This is a genomic window from Virgibacillus proomii (assembly GCF_018916875.1).
GTDB lineage: Bacteria > Bacillota > Bacilli > Bacillales > Amphibacillaceae > Virgibacillus > Virgibacillus proomii_B.
On sequence record NZ_JAHLNO010000024.1, the window covers coordinates 40,382 to 59,102 of the forward strand.

Consider the following 18,721-nt stretch of genomic DNA (forward strand, 5'->3'; position numbering starts at 1 on the left):
ATTCCCATGCATGTTCACAGACTTAAAAGAAATATAAAAATAGAACAATCTATTTTTATATTCACAATGCTGGAGATATAATTTCCTGGATCATTAGAAAAACTTGGCTTGTCGCCAAGTCTTTATGGCGAAAGCTATCGTTTTTCTTATACTATAAACCATAAAGTTTTATACTTTCCTATAGTAGAACACAAAAAGAAGCCGTTCAAATAACGAAACAGCTTCCTTTTCTTAATTCACAATTATTTATCGATATTTGTGAAGAATAATAATTCCAAAGAGAAATAACCAGAAGTAATGCATTACACAACCGACAATCAGGGTACGATCGTTCCTAAACCTTGAACGAGACAGGGAAAATGGAAATTCTACCCGAATATGAATGTCGGAAGAATGTGGTATACAATTTAGTGGGCTTAATGCAGGTAAGTATATATCCACAGAACTTGTTTCTTTATTACTGCTGATTACCTTGACTTTGGACGAATTTAACCATTGCATTGGCAATAGCTTGTTGCTCTTGTTCAGATGCAGAATTCCATAAATCACGCAATACTGCTTCTTCTTTATTTTTTGCATCAACATTTTTAGATAGGTAATCACCAACTTCATGAGCTACATTTTGAATGGTTTGATTACTCATACCTTGTTGCTGAGCTTGGTTTAACTTATTTGCTAAAAAGCTTTTCCATGAATCAAAATTGTCCAAAACAGACATTTACTTTTCCTCCTTCTAGTTTATACACACCTAGTATTTGAGTTATTTTCTAGTTTATGCATATTAGAAGGAGTAAAATTACCACCCGCCTGTAATATCAATAATTGCTCCTTGAATATAGCTGCTCTCATCAGAAAATAAAAACCTTGCCGTATGAGCAATATCATCTGGAGTTCCCGCTCTATTTTGGGGAATCTCTTTAAAAATGGCCTCTCTTTCTTTCTCGCATAAATGACCGTTCATTTTTGTGTCAATAAATCCCGGACTTATCGCATTTACGGAAATCCCTGATGGAGCTACCTCTTTTGCCAGCGCTTTTACAAAGCTGTTTTGCGCACCTTTTACAGCCGAATATACAACTTCATTACTTGCTCCTTGCTCTCCCCATATTGACGTAATAAATAGAATCGTTCCTGCTTGTTTGGAAATCATTTTTGGCAGAAGTTGCTTTGTAATTAACCAGGGCGATTTTACATATAGCTGAATCATTTCATTCATTGTAGTTTCTGAAGTTTCCTGAAATAGCCCATAGTAAGCTTTACCGCTAGCAAAAACAATCCCATCTATTGATATTTCGAGCATTTTCAAAAATCGTTTACAGTCTTGCTCGTTGCTTAAATCCGCTTGATAAATAGCCAAAATGGCCTCCCCATGCTCTTTACAAAGTTCGTTGATTACTTGATTATTCGTATGATAATGAAGCAATAACTGATGGCCTGCTTGCAGTAATTGCCGAGCTATTGCTATCCCAATATCACCGCTTGCACCAACAATTAAGATATTTTTCCCCATTATCTTTCATTACTCCGTTGCTATGGTGCATACCGCTAATCGCTCATCAGCTATCCACTTTTCCATAAATTGTTTGGCATCTTGTAACGTAAGAGCTCTGACAGTAGGTAATAGCTGGAAGAAGTCAATACCCAGTAAGTAATAATGGGTATAGGAGTTAGCTATTGTTTCCAAGCGATTCATCATACGTAATAGTTGTCCGATCTTTTTCTTTTTGATGCGTTGGAATGTTACTTCACTTAATTCTCCCTCTTGAATCTGAAGCAGCATTTCCTTTAGTCTTTTGGCAAATTCCTGCGGGTTTTTTGTATTGCTGCCAATTAAAACATAGCCAAAATCACGATCGATATTGGTCTCATAGAAAAAGCTATCATCAATGAGTTGTTTATTATACAATTCTTGATAATACGGACCGCCTTTTGAAAAATAATAATCCATTAACATATCTTGCAATAGATCATTTTTCAAAATCAAGTCAGGTGAATTTTCGCTGAAAGCACCTTTAATACCAACCGTACATTTCGGAATGGATACAGGCATCGTTATTTGTTTTTCTTTCATAGCCACTTTTTTAGGTTCTTCAGGAAACTCTCTGTGTAATTGCTCCATTCGGTCAAACTTCTTTTTGGCCTGATTTGCTTTAATTAATTCCATCATTTGTTTAGGGTTAAAATTCCCGGTAACAAATAAAATCATATTTTCCGGATGATAAAATGTATGATAGCATGTATATAAATCATCCTTTGTAATTTGATAAATGGACTCAACGGTACCAGCAATATCAACATTTATCGGGTGGTTTTGGAACATTGCTTTGATCGTTCCCATAAACGCTTGCCACTCTGGCTGATCATCATACATTTTGATTTCTTGAGCAATAATCCCTTTTTCCTTTTCTACAGATTCTTCGGTAAAATAAGGGTCCTGTACAAAATCAATCAGTGTTTCCACATTTTTTTCAATATGATCTGTAGCTGTAAACAAATAAGCTGTTTTGGTAAATGATGTATATGCATTGGCAGAAGCACCTTGTTTCGAGAAGTCATAAAAAACATCTCCTTGCTCACTTTCAAATAATTTATGCTCTAAAAAGTGAGCAACACCTTCAGGTACAGTCACTGCTTCATCTTTTCCAATTGGTGTGAAATGTAAATCAATAGAGCCATAGTTCGTTGTAAACAGTGCATGTGTCTTGGCCATTTCTTGCTTTGGTAAGAGACAAACTGTAAGTCCATTATCCAGTTTTTCCGTATATAATGTCTCCCCGATATCTTGATACGTACGTTTATTCATGGGAATCTCCTTTCTCCGACGTTAATAAATATGTCGTATCTTCTTGTAGTTTTTTACTAACAGCAACAACTTCTTCCTTTGTTACTTGCTTTATCCGCTCAATAAAGTCGATCGGGTTTATTCGTTTATCAGCTAATATCTGTTGATATAAAAACTCTATCGTTCCTTGTGGATGATCTAATGTTTCCAGTAATTGGTTAGTAATTTGTGCTTTAGCTTCTTCTATCTGATGACTAGTAAAATCACCCTGTTTCATTGCAGTCATTTGATTTTTTATAATATCCCTTGCCTTTTCAAAATCTTTTGGAGCAATGCCGCTAAATACAAGTAATAACCCTTTATGGCTTTCAAGTCGAGAAGCAGCATAATAAGCAAGACTATTTTTTTCTCTAACATTCTTAAACAACTTTGAGCTTGGAAATCCGCCAAAGATGCCATTGAATACGTGCAGCGCATAATATTCCGGCTGATCGAACGTTACATTTGTTCGATAACCAATATGTAGCTTTGCTTGTTGAATCTGATCTGTTTCAATCACTTGCTTTGGTGACTTCTCTACTATTGAACGACTAGCTTCTTGATGATTTTGATTGCGGCTTGCACTTGGCGTGAGCTCGAAAATAGATGTTACTATTTCTTCCATTCTATTTAACGGTAAATCACCTTGTATATAGACATCCATTCGATCTTCACGAATCATTTGTTGGTAATAAGCGTATAAGCTTTTCGAAGTGATCGTTTCCAACTCATCCATATATCCATGTACATGTAGCTGATAAGCTTCCCCTTTGCACATTTCATCAATTAAGCGCATGTTTGCATAACTCATTTTGTCATCTTTTAAAGCAAGGATTTTTTGTTTCAATGTTTCCTTTTCTCGATTAAAAACGCTTGGTGCAAATTGATTGTCATCACTATTTGGGTCAAATAGTACATCATGCAGTAAGTTTAATCCTTGAATTAATATTGGCGGGTTGTCCTGCAAAAACTTCTGATTTGCAATTTCCAAACGCAAACTAATAATATGGTTCTCTCCTTTTTTCGCACCATCTAAAGATATGGATGCACCATACAGTTCATCTAATTTCAGTTGAAACTCCTGCTTTGTCGGATATCGCTTTGTTCCTTGCCTTAAAACATATGGAAGAAGCGCTCGTTTCGTTATCGTTTTTTTTTCTAAAGGTGCCTTTAACTTCACCACTACCGTAACCGTTTTATACTTTTTAGTAGGAATATAATGAAAATAGTATCCATTTGTTTGTTTTATTGTTTCAGTTATTTTCTCCATTCGAATCCTCCTTTTTCAATTCAATGCTTTTGTCTATTCTTCACTATTTCTCCATTCGTCATCCATTATAAAGCAAAAAAAACTGACTTGCGACTTTTACACGCAAACCAATTTTTTTACTCTTAGAAAATTATGGAATTTTTTCCATGATGGATAAATTTTTTAAAATATCTATATTCATCGCTTTACCCCTCAAGATCACTTCACTCCTCTACAACGTAGGCAGTCTCCTTCTTGGAGTTTCAGTGCTTGTTAGGCTGACTAAGGCGCTTGCACTTTTGTTACTGATCATCGACTACCTTTCATATAAGGTACACCATTCGCTTTTGGTGCTTCTGCACGACCGATAAATCCAGCTAGCGCTAATATTGTTAATACGTATGGAGCGATAAGCAAGAATACTTGCGGTACGTCAGCTAATAACGGAATCCCTGCACCGATCACACTTAAACTTTGAGCAAAACCAAAGAATAAAGCTGCTCCCATTGCGCCTAAAGGATGCCATTTCCCAAAAATAACAGCTGCTAACGCCATAAATCCTTGACCAACAATGGTTGCATGGGAAAAGTTTAAAGCGATCGTTAAGGCAAATACAGACCCGCCTAAACCTCCCATTGCACCAGAAATAATTACTGCAATATAACGCAGGCGATATACATTGATTCCGTTCGTATCTGCTGCCATTGGATGCTCCCCTACTGCACGCAGTCGTAACCCGAATGGCGTTTTATATAAAATATACCATGCAATAAATGCGAAGATAATCGCAATATATGAGATAGTATAAATTCCTTTAAAGAATATCTCCCCAATAATTGGAATATCTGCTAATATTGGAATATCCGTTGTAAAAAATGGTTGTGTGACCATATCGGTTTGACCTTTATCATACCATTGCTTTGTTAAAAATACACCAAGTCCTAATGCTAAAAAGTTAATTGCTACTCCGCTTACGACCTGGTCTGCATAAAGAGATACGGAAGCTACTGCATGGATAACAGAAAAAAGCGCAGAAACAAACATTGCAACGATAATCGATACCCAAGGGGTCCATGCACCAAATACTTCAGCAAAGGTAAGGTTAAACACAATGCCAACAAAAGCACCCATGACCATTAATCCTTCAAGACCAATATTAACCACTCCAGATCGTTCGCTAAATACACCGCCAAGAGCTGTAAAAATGAGTGGTGCTGAATAAAAAAGTGCGGTTGGGATAATGGATTGTAATAATTCAATAAAACTCATTTATTTCCCCTCCCTTTAAAGCGAAGTATAATCCAACGAATGAGATAGCTTGATGCAACAAAGAAAATGATCAGCGCGATAATAATATCCACTAGTTCATTGGGAACGCCGGCTTGAGTAGGCATATTTAAAGCTCCAACCTTAAGAGCACCAAATAAAAGTGCCGCTAATATAACTCCTATTGCATTATTTGCTCCCAATAAAGCCACTGCAATTCCGTCAAAACCAAGATTAGAAAAGCCAGAGCTAACAGTCATATTTCCATACGTTCCTAAGCCTTCCATAGAACCAGCTAAGCCGGCAAAGGCTCCCGAGATGATCATAGTTAAAATGATATTCCGCTTCACACTCATTCCTGCGTATTTAGAAGCATAGCGGTTATAACCAACCGCTTTTAACTCAAAGCCAAGATTGGTTCGATCGATGATAAACCACATGACAACTGCTGCAATGACCGCAAGAAAAATCCCATAATGCATACGGGAAAAATAGGTTAAATTTTCTAACCAAGCAGATGCCAGTGAGGCTGTAGGTGCAATCATGTCTGTTTTGTCTGCACTCTCTGTTAACACATTACGTATAATAGCATTAGTACTATATAAAGCAACATAATTCAGCATAATTGTCACAATTACTTCATGCACTCCCAAGCTAGCTTTCAACAAACCAGGAATGAATCCCCATAACGCTCCAGCTAATGCAGCTACTAATAAAGCTAAAGGAAGATGAATATACATGGGAGCGTCCACGGTTGTACCAATCCATACTGCAGCAAGCCAACCAACAATTACTTGTCCTTCTGCTCCAATATTAAATAGTCCTGCTCGAAAAGCAAAAGCAATGGCTAAACCGGTTAAAATATATGGGGTAGTCTGGCGGATTGTTTCACCAAAAAAATAGGGATCGCCAAACGCGCCTTGGAATAATGCGATATAGCCTTGTATCGGATTATAACCAAATAACAGCATAATAATTGCTCCTGATAAAAGTCCGGTAAAGACAGAGAAAATCGGAACAAGAATATTAAACCATTTATTTGTCATCATGAGCTCTCGCCTACCTTTTCATGTCCACTTCCAGCCATCAAGAGACCTAAATGCTGTTCATTTGTCTCCTCAGGCTTTATATCAGCAACAATTTTCCCGTCATAAATAACCGCAATTCGATCGCTTACATCTAAAATTTCATCTAATTCAAATGATATTAATAAAATTGCTTTCCCTTTATCGCGTTCTTCAATGAGTTTTCGATGGATAAATTCAATGGCACCAACATCAAGACCTCTAGTCGGCTGGGCAGCGATTAATAAATCAGGAGAGCGATCAATTTCCCTGGCGATAATTGCTTTTTGTTGATTTCCACCGGACAGTGCACGTGCTTTCGTATATACACTTGGTGTTCTCACATCATATTCAGCAATTAATTGTTCAGCTTTACTAAAAATTTGCTTATAATTTAAAATTTTATATTTAGAAAATGGTCGTTTATAATACGTTTGTAATACTATGTTCTCACCGATCGAATAGTCGAGAACAAGACCATATTTATGTCTATCTTGTGGAATATGTCCTATCCCACTTTCTGTTACTTTTCGAGGAGATAGATTGGTTATATCTTTATTATTCAAGAGAATTTTTCCTGTATTTGCTTTTCTTAACCCAGTAATTGTTTCAATTAATTCAGATTGACCATTTCCGTCAACCCCTGCAATTCCGACGATTTCTCCAGCGCGGACAGATAAATCTAATCCCTTTAGCCTATCTATCTTTCTACTATCCTTAACAACTAGATCATTTATTTCCAGTACCGTTTGCTTTGGTTTAGCAGGTTGTTTATCAACTTGAAACGAGATGTCTCTACCTACCATTAAGGATGCTAGTTCCTTCACATTTGTATCGGCTACATTAACCGTGCCAATACCTTTACCTTTACGAATTACAGTACAACGATCGCATATTTGCATAATTTCTTTTAATTTATGTGTTATCAGAATAATCGATTTTCCTTCTGCAATTAAAGTTTTAAAAATTTCCATAAGTTCAGTAATTTCTTGAGGAGTTAATACAGCAGTCGGCTCATCAAAGATGAGTACTTCCGCCCCACGATAGAGTGTTTTTAATATTTCAGCACGCTGTTGCATACCAACGGAAATATCACTGATTTTTGCGGTTGCATCTACTCGTAATCCATATTTGTCTGATAATTTTTGAACTTCTTCTTCAGCTTCCTTAATATTAACCCGACCATGTTTCGTCGGTTCATTTCCAAGAATAATATTTTGCGTAACCGTAAACGTCTCCACTAACATAAAATGCTGGTGCACCATCCCAATACCTAAGTCATTAGCTACATTTGGGTTGGTGATATTAACTTCTTTCCCTTTTACACGAATCTCTCCTTGCTCTGGCTGATAGAGTCCAAACAATACGTTCATTAATGTCGATTTTCCAGCACCATTTTCACCTAATAAGGCATGGATTTCACCTTTTCTCAACTGAATAGTGATATCATCATTTGCAACTACCCCAGGAAATTCTTTACGAATATGCAGCATCTCTATTACATAATCCATAAATTATCATCAACTCCTTTGCTGCCGAAAGCAAATTTTAGGTTACATCGATTACAGGTTTTTAAGTGAGTTAGCCTTGCTTTCGCTGATCCGTAGCACTTATGGAAAAAGAGACTGGCTATTTCCAGCCTCTTTTATAGAAAAGATAAGAAAAAGATTGGGTATATTCTCTTTATAGTTACTGAAGTTAAAACTCTTAGTTTAATTCAATCATGTTGTAGTAAACAGTTATACAAACGAGCTGACCTTCTATTTTGTGATGAAGTAATGGGTGGTGCATGGACAAATAGTCATTACCAGCCATTTACCTCTTGTGAAAATTTTTATAATGATTCTTCAAATTTCTTTAATTCATCACGCGTTTTCGGAACTTCTATATCACCATTGACAATTTTTTCTTTCCATTCCTCTACTTTTACTTTAATTTCTTCCGGGTAAGCATCTTCATTTGTGGAGGCAAGGAATACCCCGTCATCTTCTAAGCCGAATTCCAGAATCTTTCCCCCTGGGAAATCACCTTCAATACCAAGTTTACTTACTTCTTGAACTGATAAATCAACGCGTTTTACCATAGATGTAAGTGCAACATTATGTTCACCAATTTTTCCTTCATCATGCTGATCACGATCGACGCCAATGACCCAGATTTCTCTTTCAGGTGCATTTTTTTTCAAATCTTTTGCTTGGGCAAACACACCATTTCCTGCTGCCCCTGCAGCATGATAAATAATATCCGCTCCGTCTTTATACATTCTTGTAGCAATAAGCTTGCCATCAGCGGCTGAACTAAAGTTACCTACATATTGAATATCAATGTTTATATTAGGATTAACAGATTTTGCACCAGCGACAAAGCCAACTTCAAACTTGTTAATCAGTTCCGAATCAACTCCACCAACAAAACCAAGTTTATCGGTTTTCGTTTTCATAGCAGCTGCAACTCCCGCTAAAAAAGACCCTTCATGTTCAGCAAAAGTGATGCTCGCTACATTCGGTGCTTCAACAACAGTATCAACAATCGCATAATTAGTATCCGGATTTTGTTTAGCAACCTTGGATACAGAATCTTGCAGTAAGAAACCTACACCAAAAATTAAATCATAACCATCTTTTGTTAACCGAGTAAGGTTAGGTAAATAATCGGACTCATTATCTGACTGTGCATAATCAAAGCCCTTTCCCTTAGATAGGCCTTGTTCTTTACCCCACGCTTGCAATCCTTCCCAAGCGGATTGGTTAAACGATTTGTCATCTACTCCGCCCTCATCTGTAACTAAGGCAACGGAATAATCTTTTGACTTATCGTCGCCACCTGCTTCATCGCTTTTATCATTATTTGATTTATTAGTCCCTGAGCTACCGCAGGCTACTAATATAACCCCCAAGCTCAGAACTAAAACTAACACTAAAATATGCTTTGACTTTTGCAAAAGAATAACCCCCTTTAAATAATTAGGCTACTTTAATGAAAATCCGAACATCAAAATCTAATTTCCGCTTCATCACCTCCTAAAACAATAGCCAAGGTAAGCGATTTCATTTTATTGCTAACATGTTTTCATGTTTTACGTGCGCTTTCGTAAAACATGGAAACGAAACATGTCGGAACGAAAATAGTTAGCTGAGTATAAAACCGCTTCATCTTCATCTGTATAGTGCATTTGCTTTAATAATAAAAGCGGTTGATCAGGGCGACAATTTAAAATAGTATAAATCCGTTCATGATAGCCAAGTGGCTCAATGTAAGTAACTGCATACGCTACACGTTTATTCGCATAATCCTCCATTAGCTTAAAAAAAGAATCTGCCTGATGTACGCGATCAATAGGAATGACATCTTCCGGAATTTTATCGATACAAAAAACAACAGGTTCCCCATCGGCGGTCCGAACGCGTTCAATATTCACTAATTTATCTACTACCCTTGACGCAAACTTGCTTTTATCTTTATCAGAGGCTTCTTGAATATCTGTAAACAAGTATTTTGTACCAGCTTTTTTTCCTGATTGTTCAATCATGTATGTAACACTTGTAAGCTGTTCGATTCCTGATGAAAAAACAGGTTTGGGATTTACAAATGTACCAACACCGTGTCTTCTAGTAACAATATTATCTTCCTCTAAAATGCGGAGCGCTTCACGTAATGTTGCTCGAGATACTCCTAGCAGCTTTGCAAGCTGAAATTCAGAGGGAAGCTTTTCGTTCTCTTTATATACTCCATTTTCAATATCTTTTTTTATCCGATCAATTACTTGTAAGTATAAATGCCTCGAATCACTTTTAATCGACAAAATTTATCCCTCCAACGCCCTATTGTTGCAGACAGTAATCTGACCTCTGACGTATAACAGCTTTATTATCTTTATCATAGCATGGATTGATGCATAAATAAATAGCTAGCGTACAAATTTCGAAATCCGTTCTTTTATTTTGATAATAATCGACATAACTTTAACAAAAGTGCTCTTTCACAACCAATTAAAAACAGCAAAAAGCCAGATTTATTTGCTAACTTTTTGCTGCTCATTTTAATGATAGTATCTTCTAATTGATTGAATGAGATTGCTCGTCTGTCTGCTGACTAACTAACACTTTACGAGGTTTACTTCCTTCATACGGTCCAACAATTCCTCGTAATTCCATTGCGTCTATCAGTCTAGCTGCGCGTGTATAACCAATTCGGAACCGACGTTGCAGCATGGATACGCTGGCGGTTTGCATCTCCGTAATTAATTGTACCGCATCATCATATAATTCATCATCCACTTCATCTAACATTTCACTAGGCTCTTCAGGTATCATTTCTTCCTGATAGGAGGCCTTTTGCTGTTCAATACAATGATTTACTACACGTTCTACCTCTTCATCAGATAGAAAAGCTCCTTGCACACGAACAGGTTTCGATGCTCCTACTGGTAAAAACAGCATATCTCCTCGTCCCAGAAGCTTCTCAGCACCCCCGCTATCAAGAATGGTTCGTGAATCGGTAGTGGACGATACGCTAAAGGCGATCCGTGAAGGGATATTGGCTTTGATGACCCCAGTAATAACATCAACTGACGGCCGCTGGGTAGCAATAATTAAATGAATTCCTGCTGCCCGCGCCATTTGTGCTAATCTTGTAATCGCATCTTCAACATCTGCAGAAGCAACCATCATCAAGTCGGCAAGTTCATCTACTAACACAACAATATAGGGGAGATTAGGTTGTTTATCATCTGTACGCTTATTATATTTGCGAATATATTCATTATATCCTTCAATATTTCTCGTACCTGTGTCGGAAAATAAATCGTATCGTCTCTCCATTTCTGCTACAACCTTTTGTAATGCACGAGAAGCTTTTTTCGGATCGGTTACGACAGGTGCTAATAGATGTGGAATACCGTTATAGACATTCAGCTCTACTTTTTTCGGATCGATCATCATCATCTTTACTTCATGTGGTTTTGCCCGCATTAATATTGTCGTAATAATACTGTTTACACAAACACTTTTCCCGCTTCCAGTCGCTCCGGCAATCAGTAAATGCGGCATCTTATTTAATTCAGCAACGATCGCTTCTCCAGAAATATCTCTGCCAAGAGCAAACAATAACTTCGAACCTTGTTTATTGACAATACTATCTAATACTTCTCGTAATGACACCATTGCGATCTCTTGATTTGGTACCTCAATACCTACAGCAGATTTTCCTGGAATTGGTGCTTCAATCCGCAAATCTCTAGCTGCTAAGGCTAAAGCAAGATCGTCATGCAAGCTTACTATTTTACTAACTTTCACACCAGTACCGGGATATACTTCATACTTCGTTACCGCTGGTCCAACATGAACTTTTGTTACCCGTGCTTTTACACCAAAACTTGTAAATGTTTTTTCTAATTTTCGTACTGTCTCCTGAATCTTTGATTTCTCCTGCAACTGTGAATTATGTGCAGGTTCTGCCAGTAACTGCATTGATGGAAGCACATATTCATAGTTTTCCACCTCGGTCATCGGCATATTTTCTAATTCTTCATCATCAGACCGCTCCGTTTGCGTTTCTATATTGGACATTTCATGTTCGCGTTCCGCTGGTTGTTCATGATTAATTGTATGATCTGTAAAGTCTTGAATGACCGGCTCAACAACTGGATGTTCTTCTATAACTTCCTCGTTTTCCTTAACATTACCTTGATTTATTTGGACTTCTCGCTGTTTTGATTGTTTCTTTTTCAGCGAGGTCTTCATAACCTTTAAAGAGTTTGAAATCCGTTGCAGCAGTTTAGAAAAAATATCACCTACCGATAAATCCGTGATAAAAACGATGCCAATCATTATCGAGAACACAGCAACAATTTTAGCTCCAGTTAATGAAAACAAATAGTAGGCTAAGGTTAATAATAATGCTCCGGCCATCCCACCGCCTAAATATTCTGATGAAAGCTGTTTATCCAGATATAAGGAATAATTCTCCCATGTGGACCCAATAATTGATATTTTATTGTCACCAGCTATTGCTTGATCAAACATTTGGATATGTGTTAAGAGCAGTACGCCACAAACAATAATATAAAAACCAATAAGTCGTTTCGTCATAAAATAAGGTACTTTTCGTTTAACAATAAGAATTATCCCTGTGATAAGTAAGAGAACAGATGCTATAAAATACCAAATTCCTAAAAAGAAGCGAAATAAATGTTCTAAACCTCCTGGTATAACACCATCACTTATAGCACTCGCACCACTTCCGAATATCCCCAAAAAAATAAGTAACAGCCCGAGCAACTCTAGCTTTAACTGTTTTTTTAGTTTTGTATTGCGCTTCTTTTTCTTTCTTGCCATACTTTCACCTCAATCATTTTGGCAACTTTGTCCCGCATCTAAGGCGCCGTAAGACCCCCACTTCAAGAGTATAGTCTAAGTGGGAGATAACAGCTCCTAAATCCCCGATTCGTTCGGGTCGAGAGGACAAGAAGGACTACGACAGCGATACTTCGCGGTTTTTCAAGGACAAGAAAAACTTCCTGAAATAAACATCGCACGCAGAAAAAGTGTTTTCCTTTTTCAAGGACAGAGTTGCTACGGCAGCAATACACCGCACGTAGAAAAAGTGTTTTCCTTTTTCAAGGAGAAAAACGCTCCTTGAATGAAGTTTCACTGTATAATACTACAAGAAACAACAAATCAATAGTTTGTTTATCAAACGTTTTATGTATAGCGTACAACGAACCGCCCCTGTTAAAAACAGCATACAGCATAATTCTAGTATATCACATAGACATGGTAATTGACTTGCTTTACTAGTAAAATTGCTTGTAACTACAGCTGAGAATAGCTACTAGAATATCGTTTCACTTTGTCTTTCTTTATAGTATAGAATAAAAAAGGTTAAGGTCAGCTAAGGTCACAGACACTAGCATGTCCTATATGCCGAAATTCGATCGGCGTAGTTTCGAGTAGCGAGAACCGGACTTTTGAGCATCTCTCTATCAGCTTAAACGTTAAAATAGAGTGGAAGCTGCTTAATAAGATGCAACTACTCCACTCTATTAGTTAAGAGGATAGTATTAATGGTTATCTGTCTGGGAGATAATCGTCCCTGGTGAAAACTGCTGATTTAAAAAATCCTGTGGATCTGTAGATAACAACTGAAGGATTTCATAGGTTCCATCTGTTTTTTTTTCACAATACATCGATTTTCCATTATAGGAGACAACTTGACGATTTCCAAAACCTTGATCAGCCGGAAATATATCTTCATTTGCAAGCGGAGTATATAAAATCATCATTGAATCACCTGCTCTTGTTGCATTCCATTATCCTTAATCATTTCATTCACTTTTTTCATAGCCTCTTTCACACCGCCTACTCCATCAATCAAACCGTATTCTACTGCCGCTTTTCCAACCACATTTGTTCCAATATCACGTGTTAAGTTTCCTTTGGCAAACATGAGGTCTTTAAATTTTTTCTCCGAAATATGGGAATGATTAACTACAAAATCAACTACCCTGCTTTGCATTTCATCTAAATATTCAAATGTTTGTGGAACACCGATTACTAATCCTGTTAAGCGAATAGGATGAATGGTCATCGTTGCTGTTGGAGCAATAAAGGAATAATCGGCAGCTACAGCAATTGGTACACCAATAGAATGTCCTCCTCCAAGTACGATAGAGACTGTTGGCTTAGAAATAGATGCGATCATTTCTGATAACGCTAAACCCGCTTCTACATCACCACCAACCGTATTTAGTAAAATTACTAGTCCCTCTATTTTGGGATTTTGTTCAATAGCAATTAATTGGGGCAATAAATGCTCATATTTGGTCGTTTTATTTTGTGGAGGTAATTGAACATGACCTTCTACTTGCCCAATTATTGATAGCACATGAATATTTGAATCTGGTGCCTGTGGTATATTTACTTGCCCTAGCTGTTGGATTTTTTGTACTAACGCAGAAGAATTATTCTCTTGACCCTGTTCCTCTTTCTTCTCTGGCTCATTATTATTCATTTACGTACACTCTCCTCATAACATATTCTTTTCTTAGTATGGACGTAAATAAATATAGCCATGCAAATAAAGTGAAACTTCATTTCTTGGAATGCCTTTCCCAAGAAATGTTAGTAGAACGAATCGGGCATTTAGGTGCCGTTAACTACCGCTTAGACCCCCTTTGTATCACTCAAGATCTTGATGTGGGAATCTACGGCACCTTACATGCGGGATAAATAGAAGAAAACTTGGCGAACGACAAGTCTGTAATAAAAAAAGTTACCTAAGTCACATATGTGCACCTAAAATTATTTAACTGCTCCCTAAGTTTCAATCTTTATTAGAAATTAGAAAAACTTGGCTTATCCTCAAGTCTTTATGGCGAAAGCTATAGTTTTTCTTATACTATAAACCATAAGTTTAATACTTTTTCATAGTACAAAAAAAGAAAATACCGGCTTTACTTACCGATATTTTCAATGATTGCAGTTAATTCATCTCGCTCCTCCGGCGTTAAATCTAAAAGTGGTAAACGTAAGCCTCCAACATCCATTCCTTTTATCTGTAAGGCTGCTTTTACAGGAGATGGCGATGGCGCTTTGAATAATCCTTTCATTACAGGTAAGAGCTTCCGATGGAATTGAGCTGCTTGTTGCGTCTTTCCTTCATAAAACAGCTTTACCATTTGCTTCATTTCATTTCCTACTATATGAGAAGCAACAGACACGACACCGGTACCGCCAATTGATAAAACGGGTAATGTCATACTGTCATCGCCACTGTAAACGGAAAAGTCATCATCTGTACGTTCAATGATCTCTGCAATTTGATCAAGGTCTCCACTAGCTTCCTTAATGGAAACAATATTATCGATTTTGCTTAATGCGATCGTTGTTTCAGCAGTTATATTGACGACCGATCTGCCGGGAATATTGTAAAGCATTACTGGACGCCTCGTTTCCTTTGCAATCACCTTAAAATGTTCATATAAACTCCGTTGATTTGGCTTATTATAATAAGGTGTAACAAGCATAATTGCATCAACATCACAACGTTCTGCTTCTTTCGTTAATGCAATAGAAGTTTTCGTATTATTGCCTCCTGTTCCCGCTATCACAGGAACTCGTTTATCCACTGTTTTTACGACATGACGAAAGAGACTGATCTTTTCCTCAGCTGTTAAGGTTGGTGACTCTCCTGTTGTACCTGCAACAACTAAACCATCTGTTCCATTATTCAACAAATGCTCAATGAGTACGTTAGTTTGGTCATAATCAATGTTGCCATTATGATCAAATGGTGTAACCATTGCGGTTAAAACTCGACCAAAATTCATTCCTTATCACCTTTTTTCTATTCTCTGTTCTTTAAAAATTCTACACGTGACCTAAATCAAATACTTCGTGTAATGCATTTACAGCCATTTTTAAGTCTTTTTCATGAACTAGAACCCAAATCGTCGTATGACTGTCTGCGGATTGAAGAATTTGTACATTTGCATCAGTTAGTGCTTGCACGATTTTAGCGGCAACACCGGGAACTCCAGTCATTCCTGCCCCTACCGCTGAAACTTTAGCACAATTTTCGGTGATTTCTGGGTGAAATCCAAGCGTTTCTAATATGTGTACGGCTTTTTCTGTATAAATATCCGGCACAGTATAGATCACTCCGGTCGGTGAGATAGTAATAAAATCAACGGATATACCTGCCTCTGCCATTGCCTTAAACACATCTGATTGCATACCAAATTCTGCTTCTTTTATTTGTACGCGAATTTGCGTAATGGAGTCTATATGTGCTATTCCTGTAATTAAACGATCTGTTATATCCATACCTTCTACACGGGAAGAAGTAACAAGTGTTCCTGAATCCTTCGAATATGTTGATCTTACACGCATCGGAATTTTCCCTTGCATGGCAATTTCTACGGCGCGCGGATGAATCACCTTAGCTCCTTGATATGCTAAATTACAAATTTCCGAATACGTAACTACATCTAGAGGTCTAGCCGTTTCCACAACGCGCGGGTCGGCAGTCATAATCCCATTTACATCGGTAAATATTTCGATGCGTTCCGCTGCTAAGGCAACTCCTAATGCTGCTGCTGTTGTATCACTGCCACCTCTGCCAATCGTTGTTATATCACCAGCTTCTGTTACCCCTTGAAATCCTGCAACAACTACCACATCATGGGTTTCTAATTCTTTTAAAACTCGTTCTGGTTTTACTTCTTTGATTTTTGCTTGGGTAAAATCATCCGTCGTAATAAATCCAGCATTTGCGCCAGATAAAGCTGTCGCATTAATATGATGCTTTTGTAATTCATTGGACAAAACAACCGACGAAATAATTTCACCGCATGACATAAGCATATCCAATTCTCGTGGCGTATTTTTATTCGCCGGAAAGCCAACTAGCCCAAGCAGTGTATCCGTTGCATAGGGGTCTGGTTTTCGCCCTAAAGCAGAAACGACAACTACTAATTTATATTCTTTTACTAATGCATCTTTAATATGTTTAATAACATGTTCTCGATTTTTTTCGGACTGAACAGAAGTACCGCCGAATTTTTGAACGAGTATTTCCATACGTACACCTCTATCGTTGCAACCAATTGTTTTGAATTAATTCTTGAGCGATTTGAACTGTATTCCAAGCTGCGCCTTTTAATAAATTGTCCGACACAATCCATAAATGGAAACCGTTTTTATGATCTAAATCTTTTCTAACTCTGCCGACAAATACTTCTTCCTTTCCGGCAGCAGTTAATGGTGTAGGGTATAGCTGTTCCGAAGGGTTATCTTGCAAAACAAGACCGTCAGCTCCCTGCAATTGTTTCCATACATCTTCCACTGTAACATTTTCCTTTTCTACTTCAATATAAACACTTTCCGCATGAGAAGTGAAAAATGGAAGCCTTACACAAGTTGCTGCTACAGACAACTCAGAGGCGTGCATGATTTTTTTGGTCTCATTAATCATTTTCATTTCCTCAAACGTATAGCCATTATCTTGAAATACATCAATTTGTGGCAGTGCATTAAATGCAATTGGAAAATGCTTTTTATCTCCTTTAACCGGAAGAAGCTCTGCATGAAGCTCTTTCCCTGCTAAATAGTCCTGAGATTGCTTCGTTAACTCATCACATGCTTCATTACCAGCCCCGGACACAGCTTGATAGGTAGAAACAATGATGCGTTTTAAGCCGAAAGCGTCTTTAAGCGGCTTTAAAGCAGCTACCATTTGGGTCGTTGAACAGTTTGGATTGGCAATAATTCCTTGATGCTGCTTCAAGTCAGCTTTGTTTACTTCAGGAACCACTAATGGAACGGAATCATCCATCCGATAGGCGCTTGTATTATCAATCACTACTGCTCCACGCTTTACTGCCTCTGGAGCTAATTTTTTAGATACGGAACCTCCAGCTGAAAATAGAGCAATATCCACTCCGGTAAAACTTTCTGGAACTGCTTCCTCAACAATGACTTCCTGTTGCTTAAACATTTTCTTCGTACCTGCTGATCGCTTTGAAGACAACAACTTTAATTGATCTATTGGAAAATCCTTTTCTTCTAATAACTCGATTATTTTTTGCCCAACTGCACCTGTTGCTCCAACGACAGCTACATTATAAGCTGATTTTTGCGACATTACCAATTGCTCCCTTCAAAAAAACAAGTTTATTAGACTTCTAGCTTATCATTTTACCATAGATTAGCCTTCGTGAGGAACAATAACTGGCTGAAGTTGTTTAAAATTTAATGCCGATTCTACAGTTTCTGGTAATAACTCCATTTTAGCTACAAGTGAGTTTGGCTTGTTATACGGATCATCCTGACCAAATGGAATAAAATAAATCAATTTACTAGCCATCAGCCTCATTACGTTTACCCCATTTAAGCCAAGTGCATCGTTTGTTGAGATACCGACTACAACTGGGCGTTGATTCCGCATCGTTGCTTTTGCAGCCATTAATACAGGAGAGTCAGTCAAAGCATTGGCGAGCTTACTTAAGGAATTTCCAGTTAAAGGTGCAATAACCATACAATCTAATGGCATTTTAGGCCCTAATGGCTCTGCTTCAGGCATCGTCGTAATAATTTCTTTTCCCGTTATGGCTTTAATTTTATCCAGATGATCTTGAGCATCTCCGAATTTCGTGTCAGTTGTTCGTACGGTATATGTTACTACCGGGACCACTTCTGCTCCAAGCATCATCAAACGCTCCATTTGTGGAAAAACCTGATCATACGTACAATGAGATCCCGTCAAACCAAAACCAATTCGTTTACCAGCTAAACCCATTTTATTTACCCTCCTATTGATATA

General features: G+C 37.6%; 16 protein-coding genes. All 16 read right to left on the minus strand.

Going from position 1 to position 18,721, the window contains the following annotated elements; translation table 11 throughout:
- Positions 1–457: 457 nt before the first annotated feature.
- Positions 458–718, minus strand: coding sequence for a DUF3243 domain-containing protein (locus KQI21_RS13120; RefSeq protein WP_077320481.1), 261 nt, complete (start codon positions 716–718; stop codon positions 458–460).
- A 78-nt stretch (positions 719–796) separates the two neighbouring features.
- The gene (gene ymfI / locus KQI21_RS13125) at positions 797–1,510 is read right to left on the minus strand and encodes an elongation factor P 5-aminopentanone reductase (protein WP_216484626.1); all 714 of its coding nucleotides are present in this window, start codon (positions 1,508–1,510) and stop codon (positions 797–799) included.
- A gap of 9 nt (positions 1,511–1,519) precedes the next feature.
- Positions 1,520–2,803 carry an EF-P 5-aminopentanol modification-associated protein YfmH gene (yfmH, locus tag KQI21_RS13130; RefSeq protein ID WP_216484627.1) on the minus strand — a complete coding sequence of 428 codons (1,284 nt, stop codon included), beginning with the start codon at positions 2,801–2,803 and terminating at the stop codon, positions 1,520–1,522.
- Positions 2,796–4,091, minus strand: coding sequence for an EF-P 5-aminopentanol modification-associated protein YfmF (gene yfmF, locus KQI21_RS13135; RefSeq protein WP_216484628.1), 1,296 nt, complete (start codon positions 4,089–4,091; stop codon positions 2,796–2,798). Before yfmF ends, yfmH begins: the two co-directional genes overlap by 8 nt.
- Positions 4,092–4,379: 288 nt before the next feature.
- Positions 4,380–5,339, minus strand: coding sequence for an ABC transporter permease (locus KQI21_RS13140; protein ID WP_216484629.1), 960 nt, complete (start codon positions 5,337–5,339; stop codon positions 4,380–4,382).
- A complete protein-coding gene (locus KQI21_RS13145; RefSeq protein ID WP_216484630.1) occupies positions 5,336–6,385 on the minus strand; it encodes an ABC transporter permease in 1,050 nt (349 codons plus the stop codon). Before KQI21_RS13145 ends, KQI21_RS13140 begins: the two co-directional genes overlap by 4 nt.
- A complete protein-coding gene (locus KQI21_RS13150) occupies positions 6,382–7,911 on the minus strand; it encodes an ABC transporter ATP-binding protein (protein WP_216484631.1) in 1,530 nt (509 codons plus the stop codon). The genes KQI21_RS13145 and KQI21_RS13150 overlap by 4 nt, the downstream gene beginning before the upstream one ends.
- A 323-nt stretch (positions 7,912–8,234) precedes the next feature.
- Positions 8,235–9,341 carry a BMP family lipoprotein gene (locus KQI21_RS13155; protein ID WP_216484632.1) on the minus strand — a complete coding sequence of 369 codons (1,107 nt, stop codon included), beginning with the start codon at positions 9,339–9,341 and terminating at the stop codon, positions 8,235–8,237.
- A gap of 135 nt (positions 9,342–9,476) precedes the next feature.
- Positions 9,477–10,202 carry a GntR family transcriptional regulator gene (locus KQI21_RS13160; protein ID WP_216484633.1) on the minus strand — a complete coding sequence of 242 codons (726 nt, stop codon included), beginning with the start codon at positions 10,200–10,202 and terminating at the stop codon, positions 9,477–9,479.
- A 253-nt stretch (positions 10,203–10,455) separates the two neighbouring features.
- The gene (locus tag KQI21_RS13165) at positions 10,456–12,735 is read right to left on the minus strand and encodes a DNA translocase FtsK (protein WP_216484634.1); all 2,280 of its coding nucleotides are present in this window, start codon (positions 12,733–12,735) and stop codon (positions 10,456–10,458) included.
- A 725-nt stretch (positions 12,736–13,460) separates the two neighbouring features.
- On the minus strand, positions 13,461–13,682 hold the full coding sequence (locus KQI21_RS13170) for a YlzJ-like family protein (RefSeq protein ID WP_253291479.1): 222 nt from the start codon (positions 13,680–13,682) through the stop codon (positions 13,461–13,463).
- Positions 13,679–14,410: a ClpP family protease gene (locus KQI21_RS13175; protein ID WP_216484635.1), complete on the minus strand. Its 732-nt coding sequence runs from the start codon at positions 14,408–14,410 to the stop codon at positions 13,679–13,681. Before KQI21_RS13175 ends, KQI21_RS13170 begins: the two co-directional genes overlap by 4 nt.
- A gap of 442 nt (positions 14,411–14,852) precedes the next feature.
- Positions 14,853–15,728 carry a 4-hydroxy-tetrahydrodipicolinate synthase gene (gene dapA / locus KQI21_RS13180; RefSeq protein ID WP_216484636.1) on the minus strand — a complete coding sequence of 292 codons (876 nt, stop codon included), beginning with the start codon at positions 15,726–15,728 and terminating at the stop codon, positions 14,853–14,855.
- A gap of 40 nt (positions 15,729–15,768) precedes the next feature.
- Positions 15,769–16,980, minus strand: a complete 1,212-nt coding sequence (gene dapG, locus KQI21_RS13185) for an aspartate kinase (protein WP_216484637.1) — start codon at positions 16,978–16,980, stop codon at positions 15,769–15,771.
- 10 nt (positions 16,981–16,990) lie between these two features.
- Positions 16,991–18,043 carry an aspartate-semialdehyde dehydrogenase gene (asd, locus tag KQI21_RS13190; RefSeq protein ID WP_216484638.1) on the minus strand — a complete coding sequence of 351 codons (1,053 nt, stop codon included), beginning with the start codon at positions 18,041–18,043 and terminating at the stop codon, positions 16,991–16,993.
- 63 nt (positions 18,044–18,106) lie between these two features.
- Positions 18,107–18,697: a dipicolinate synthase subunit B gene (gene dpaB, locus KQI21_RS13195; protein ID WP_216484639.1), complete on the minus strand. Its 591-nt coding sequence runs from the start codon at positions 18,695–18,697 to the stop codon at positions 18,107–18,109.
- Between the last annotated feature and the right edge of the window lie 24 nt (positions 18,698–18,721).

Excerpts from the sequence above, each read along its gene's own strand:
- KQI21_RS13120 (WP_077320481.1), bottom strand. The coding sequence starts at position 718 with ATGTCTGTTTTGGACAATTTTGATTCATGGAAAAGCTTTTTAGCAAAT.
- ymfI (WP_216484626.1), bottom strand. The coding sequence starts at position 1,510 with ATGGGGAAAAATATCTTAATTGTTGGTGCAAGCGGTGATATTGGGATA.
- yfmH (WP_216484627.1), bottom strand. The coding sequence starts at position 2,803 with ATGAATAAACGTACGTATCAAGATATCGGGGAGACATTATATACGGAA.
- yfmF (WP_216484628.1), bottom strand. The coding sequence starts at position 4,091 with ATGGAGAAAATAACTGAAACAATAAAACAAACAAATGGATACTATTTT.
- KQI21_RS13140 (WP_216484629.1), bottom strand. The coding sequence starts at position 5,339 with ATGAGTTTTATTGAATTATTACAATCCATTATCCCAACCGCACTTTTT.
- KQI21_RS13145 (WP_216484630.1), bottom strand. The coding sequence starts at position 6,385 with ATGATGACAAATAAATGGTTTAATATTCTTGTTCCGATTTTCTCTGTC.
- KQI21_RS13150 (WP_216484631.1), bottom strand. The coding sequence starts at position 7,911 with ATGGATTATGTAATAGAGATGCTGCATATTCGTAAAGAATTTCCTGGG.
- KQI21_RS13165 (WP_216484634.1), bottom strand. The coding sequence starts at position 12,735 with ATGGCAAGAAAGAAAAAGAAGCGCAATACAAAACTAAAAAAACAGTTA.
- KQI21_RS13170 (WP_253291479.1), bottom strand. The coding sequence starts at position 13,682 with ATGATGATTTTATATACTCCGCTTGCAAATGAAGATATATTTCCGGCT.
- KQI21_RS13175 (WP_216484635.1), bottom strand. The coding sequence starts at position 14,410 with ATGAATAATAATGAGCCAGAGAAGAAAGAGGAACAGGGTCAAGAGAAT.
- dapA (WP_216484636.1), bottom strand. The coding sequence starts at position 15,728 with ATGAATTTTGGTCGAGTTTTAACCGCAATGGTTACACCATTTGATCAT.
- dapG (WP_216484637.1), bottom strand. The coding sequence starts at position 16,980 with ATGGAAATACTCGTTCAAAAATTCGGCGGTACTTCTGTTCAGTCCGAA.
- asd (WP_216484638.1), bottom strand. The coding sequence starts at position 18,043 with ATGTCGCAAAAATCAGCTTATAATGTAGCTGTCGTTGGAGCAACAGGT.
- dpaB (WP_216484639.1), bottom strand. The coding sequence starts at position 18,697 with ATGGGTTTAGCTGGTAAACGAATTGGTTTTGGTTTGACGGGATCTCAT.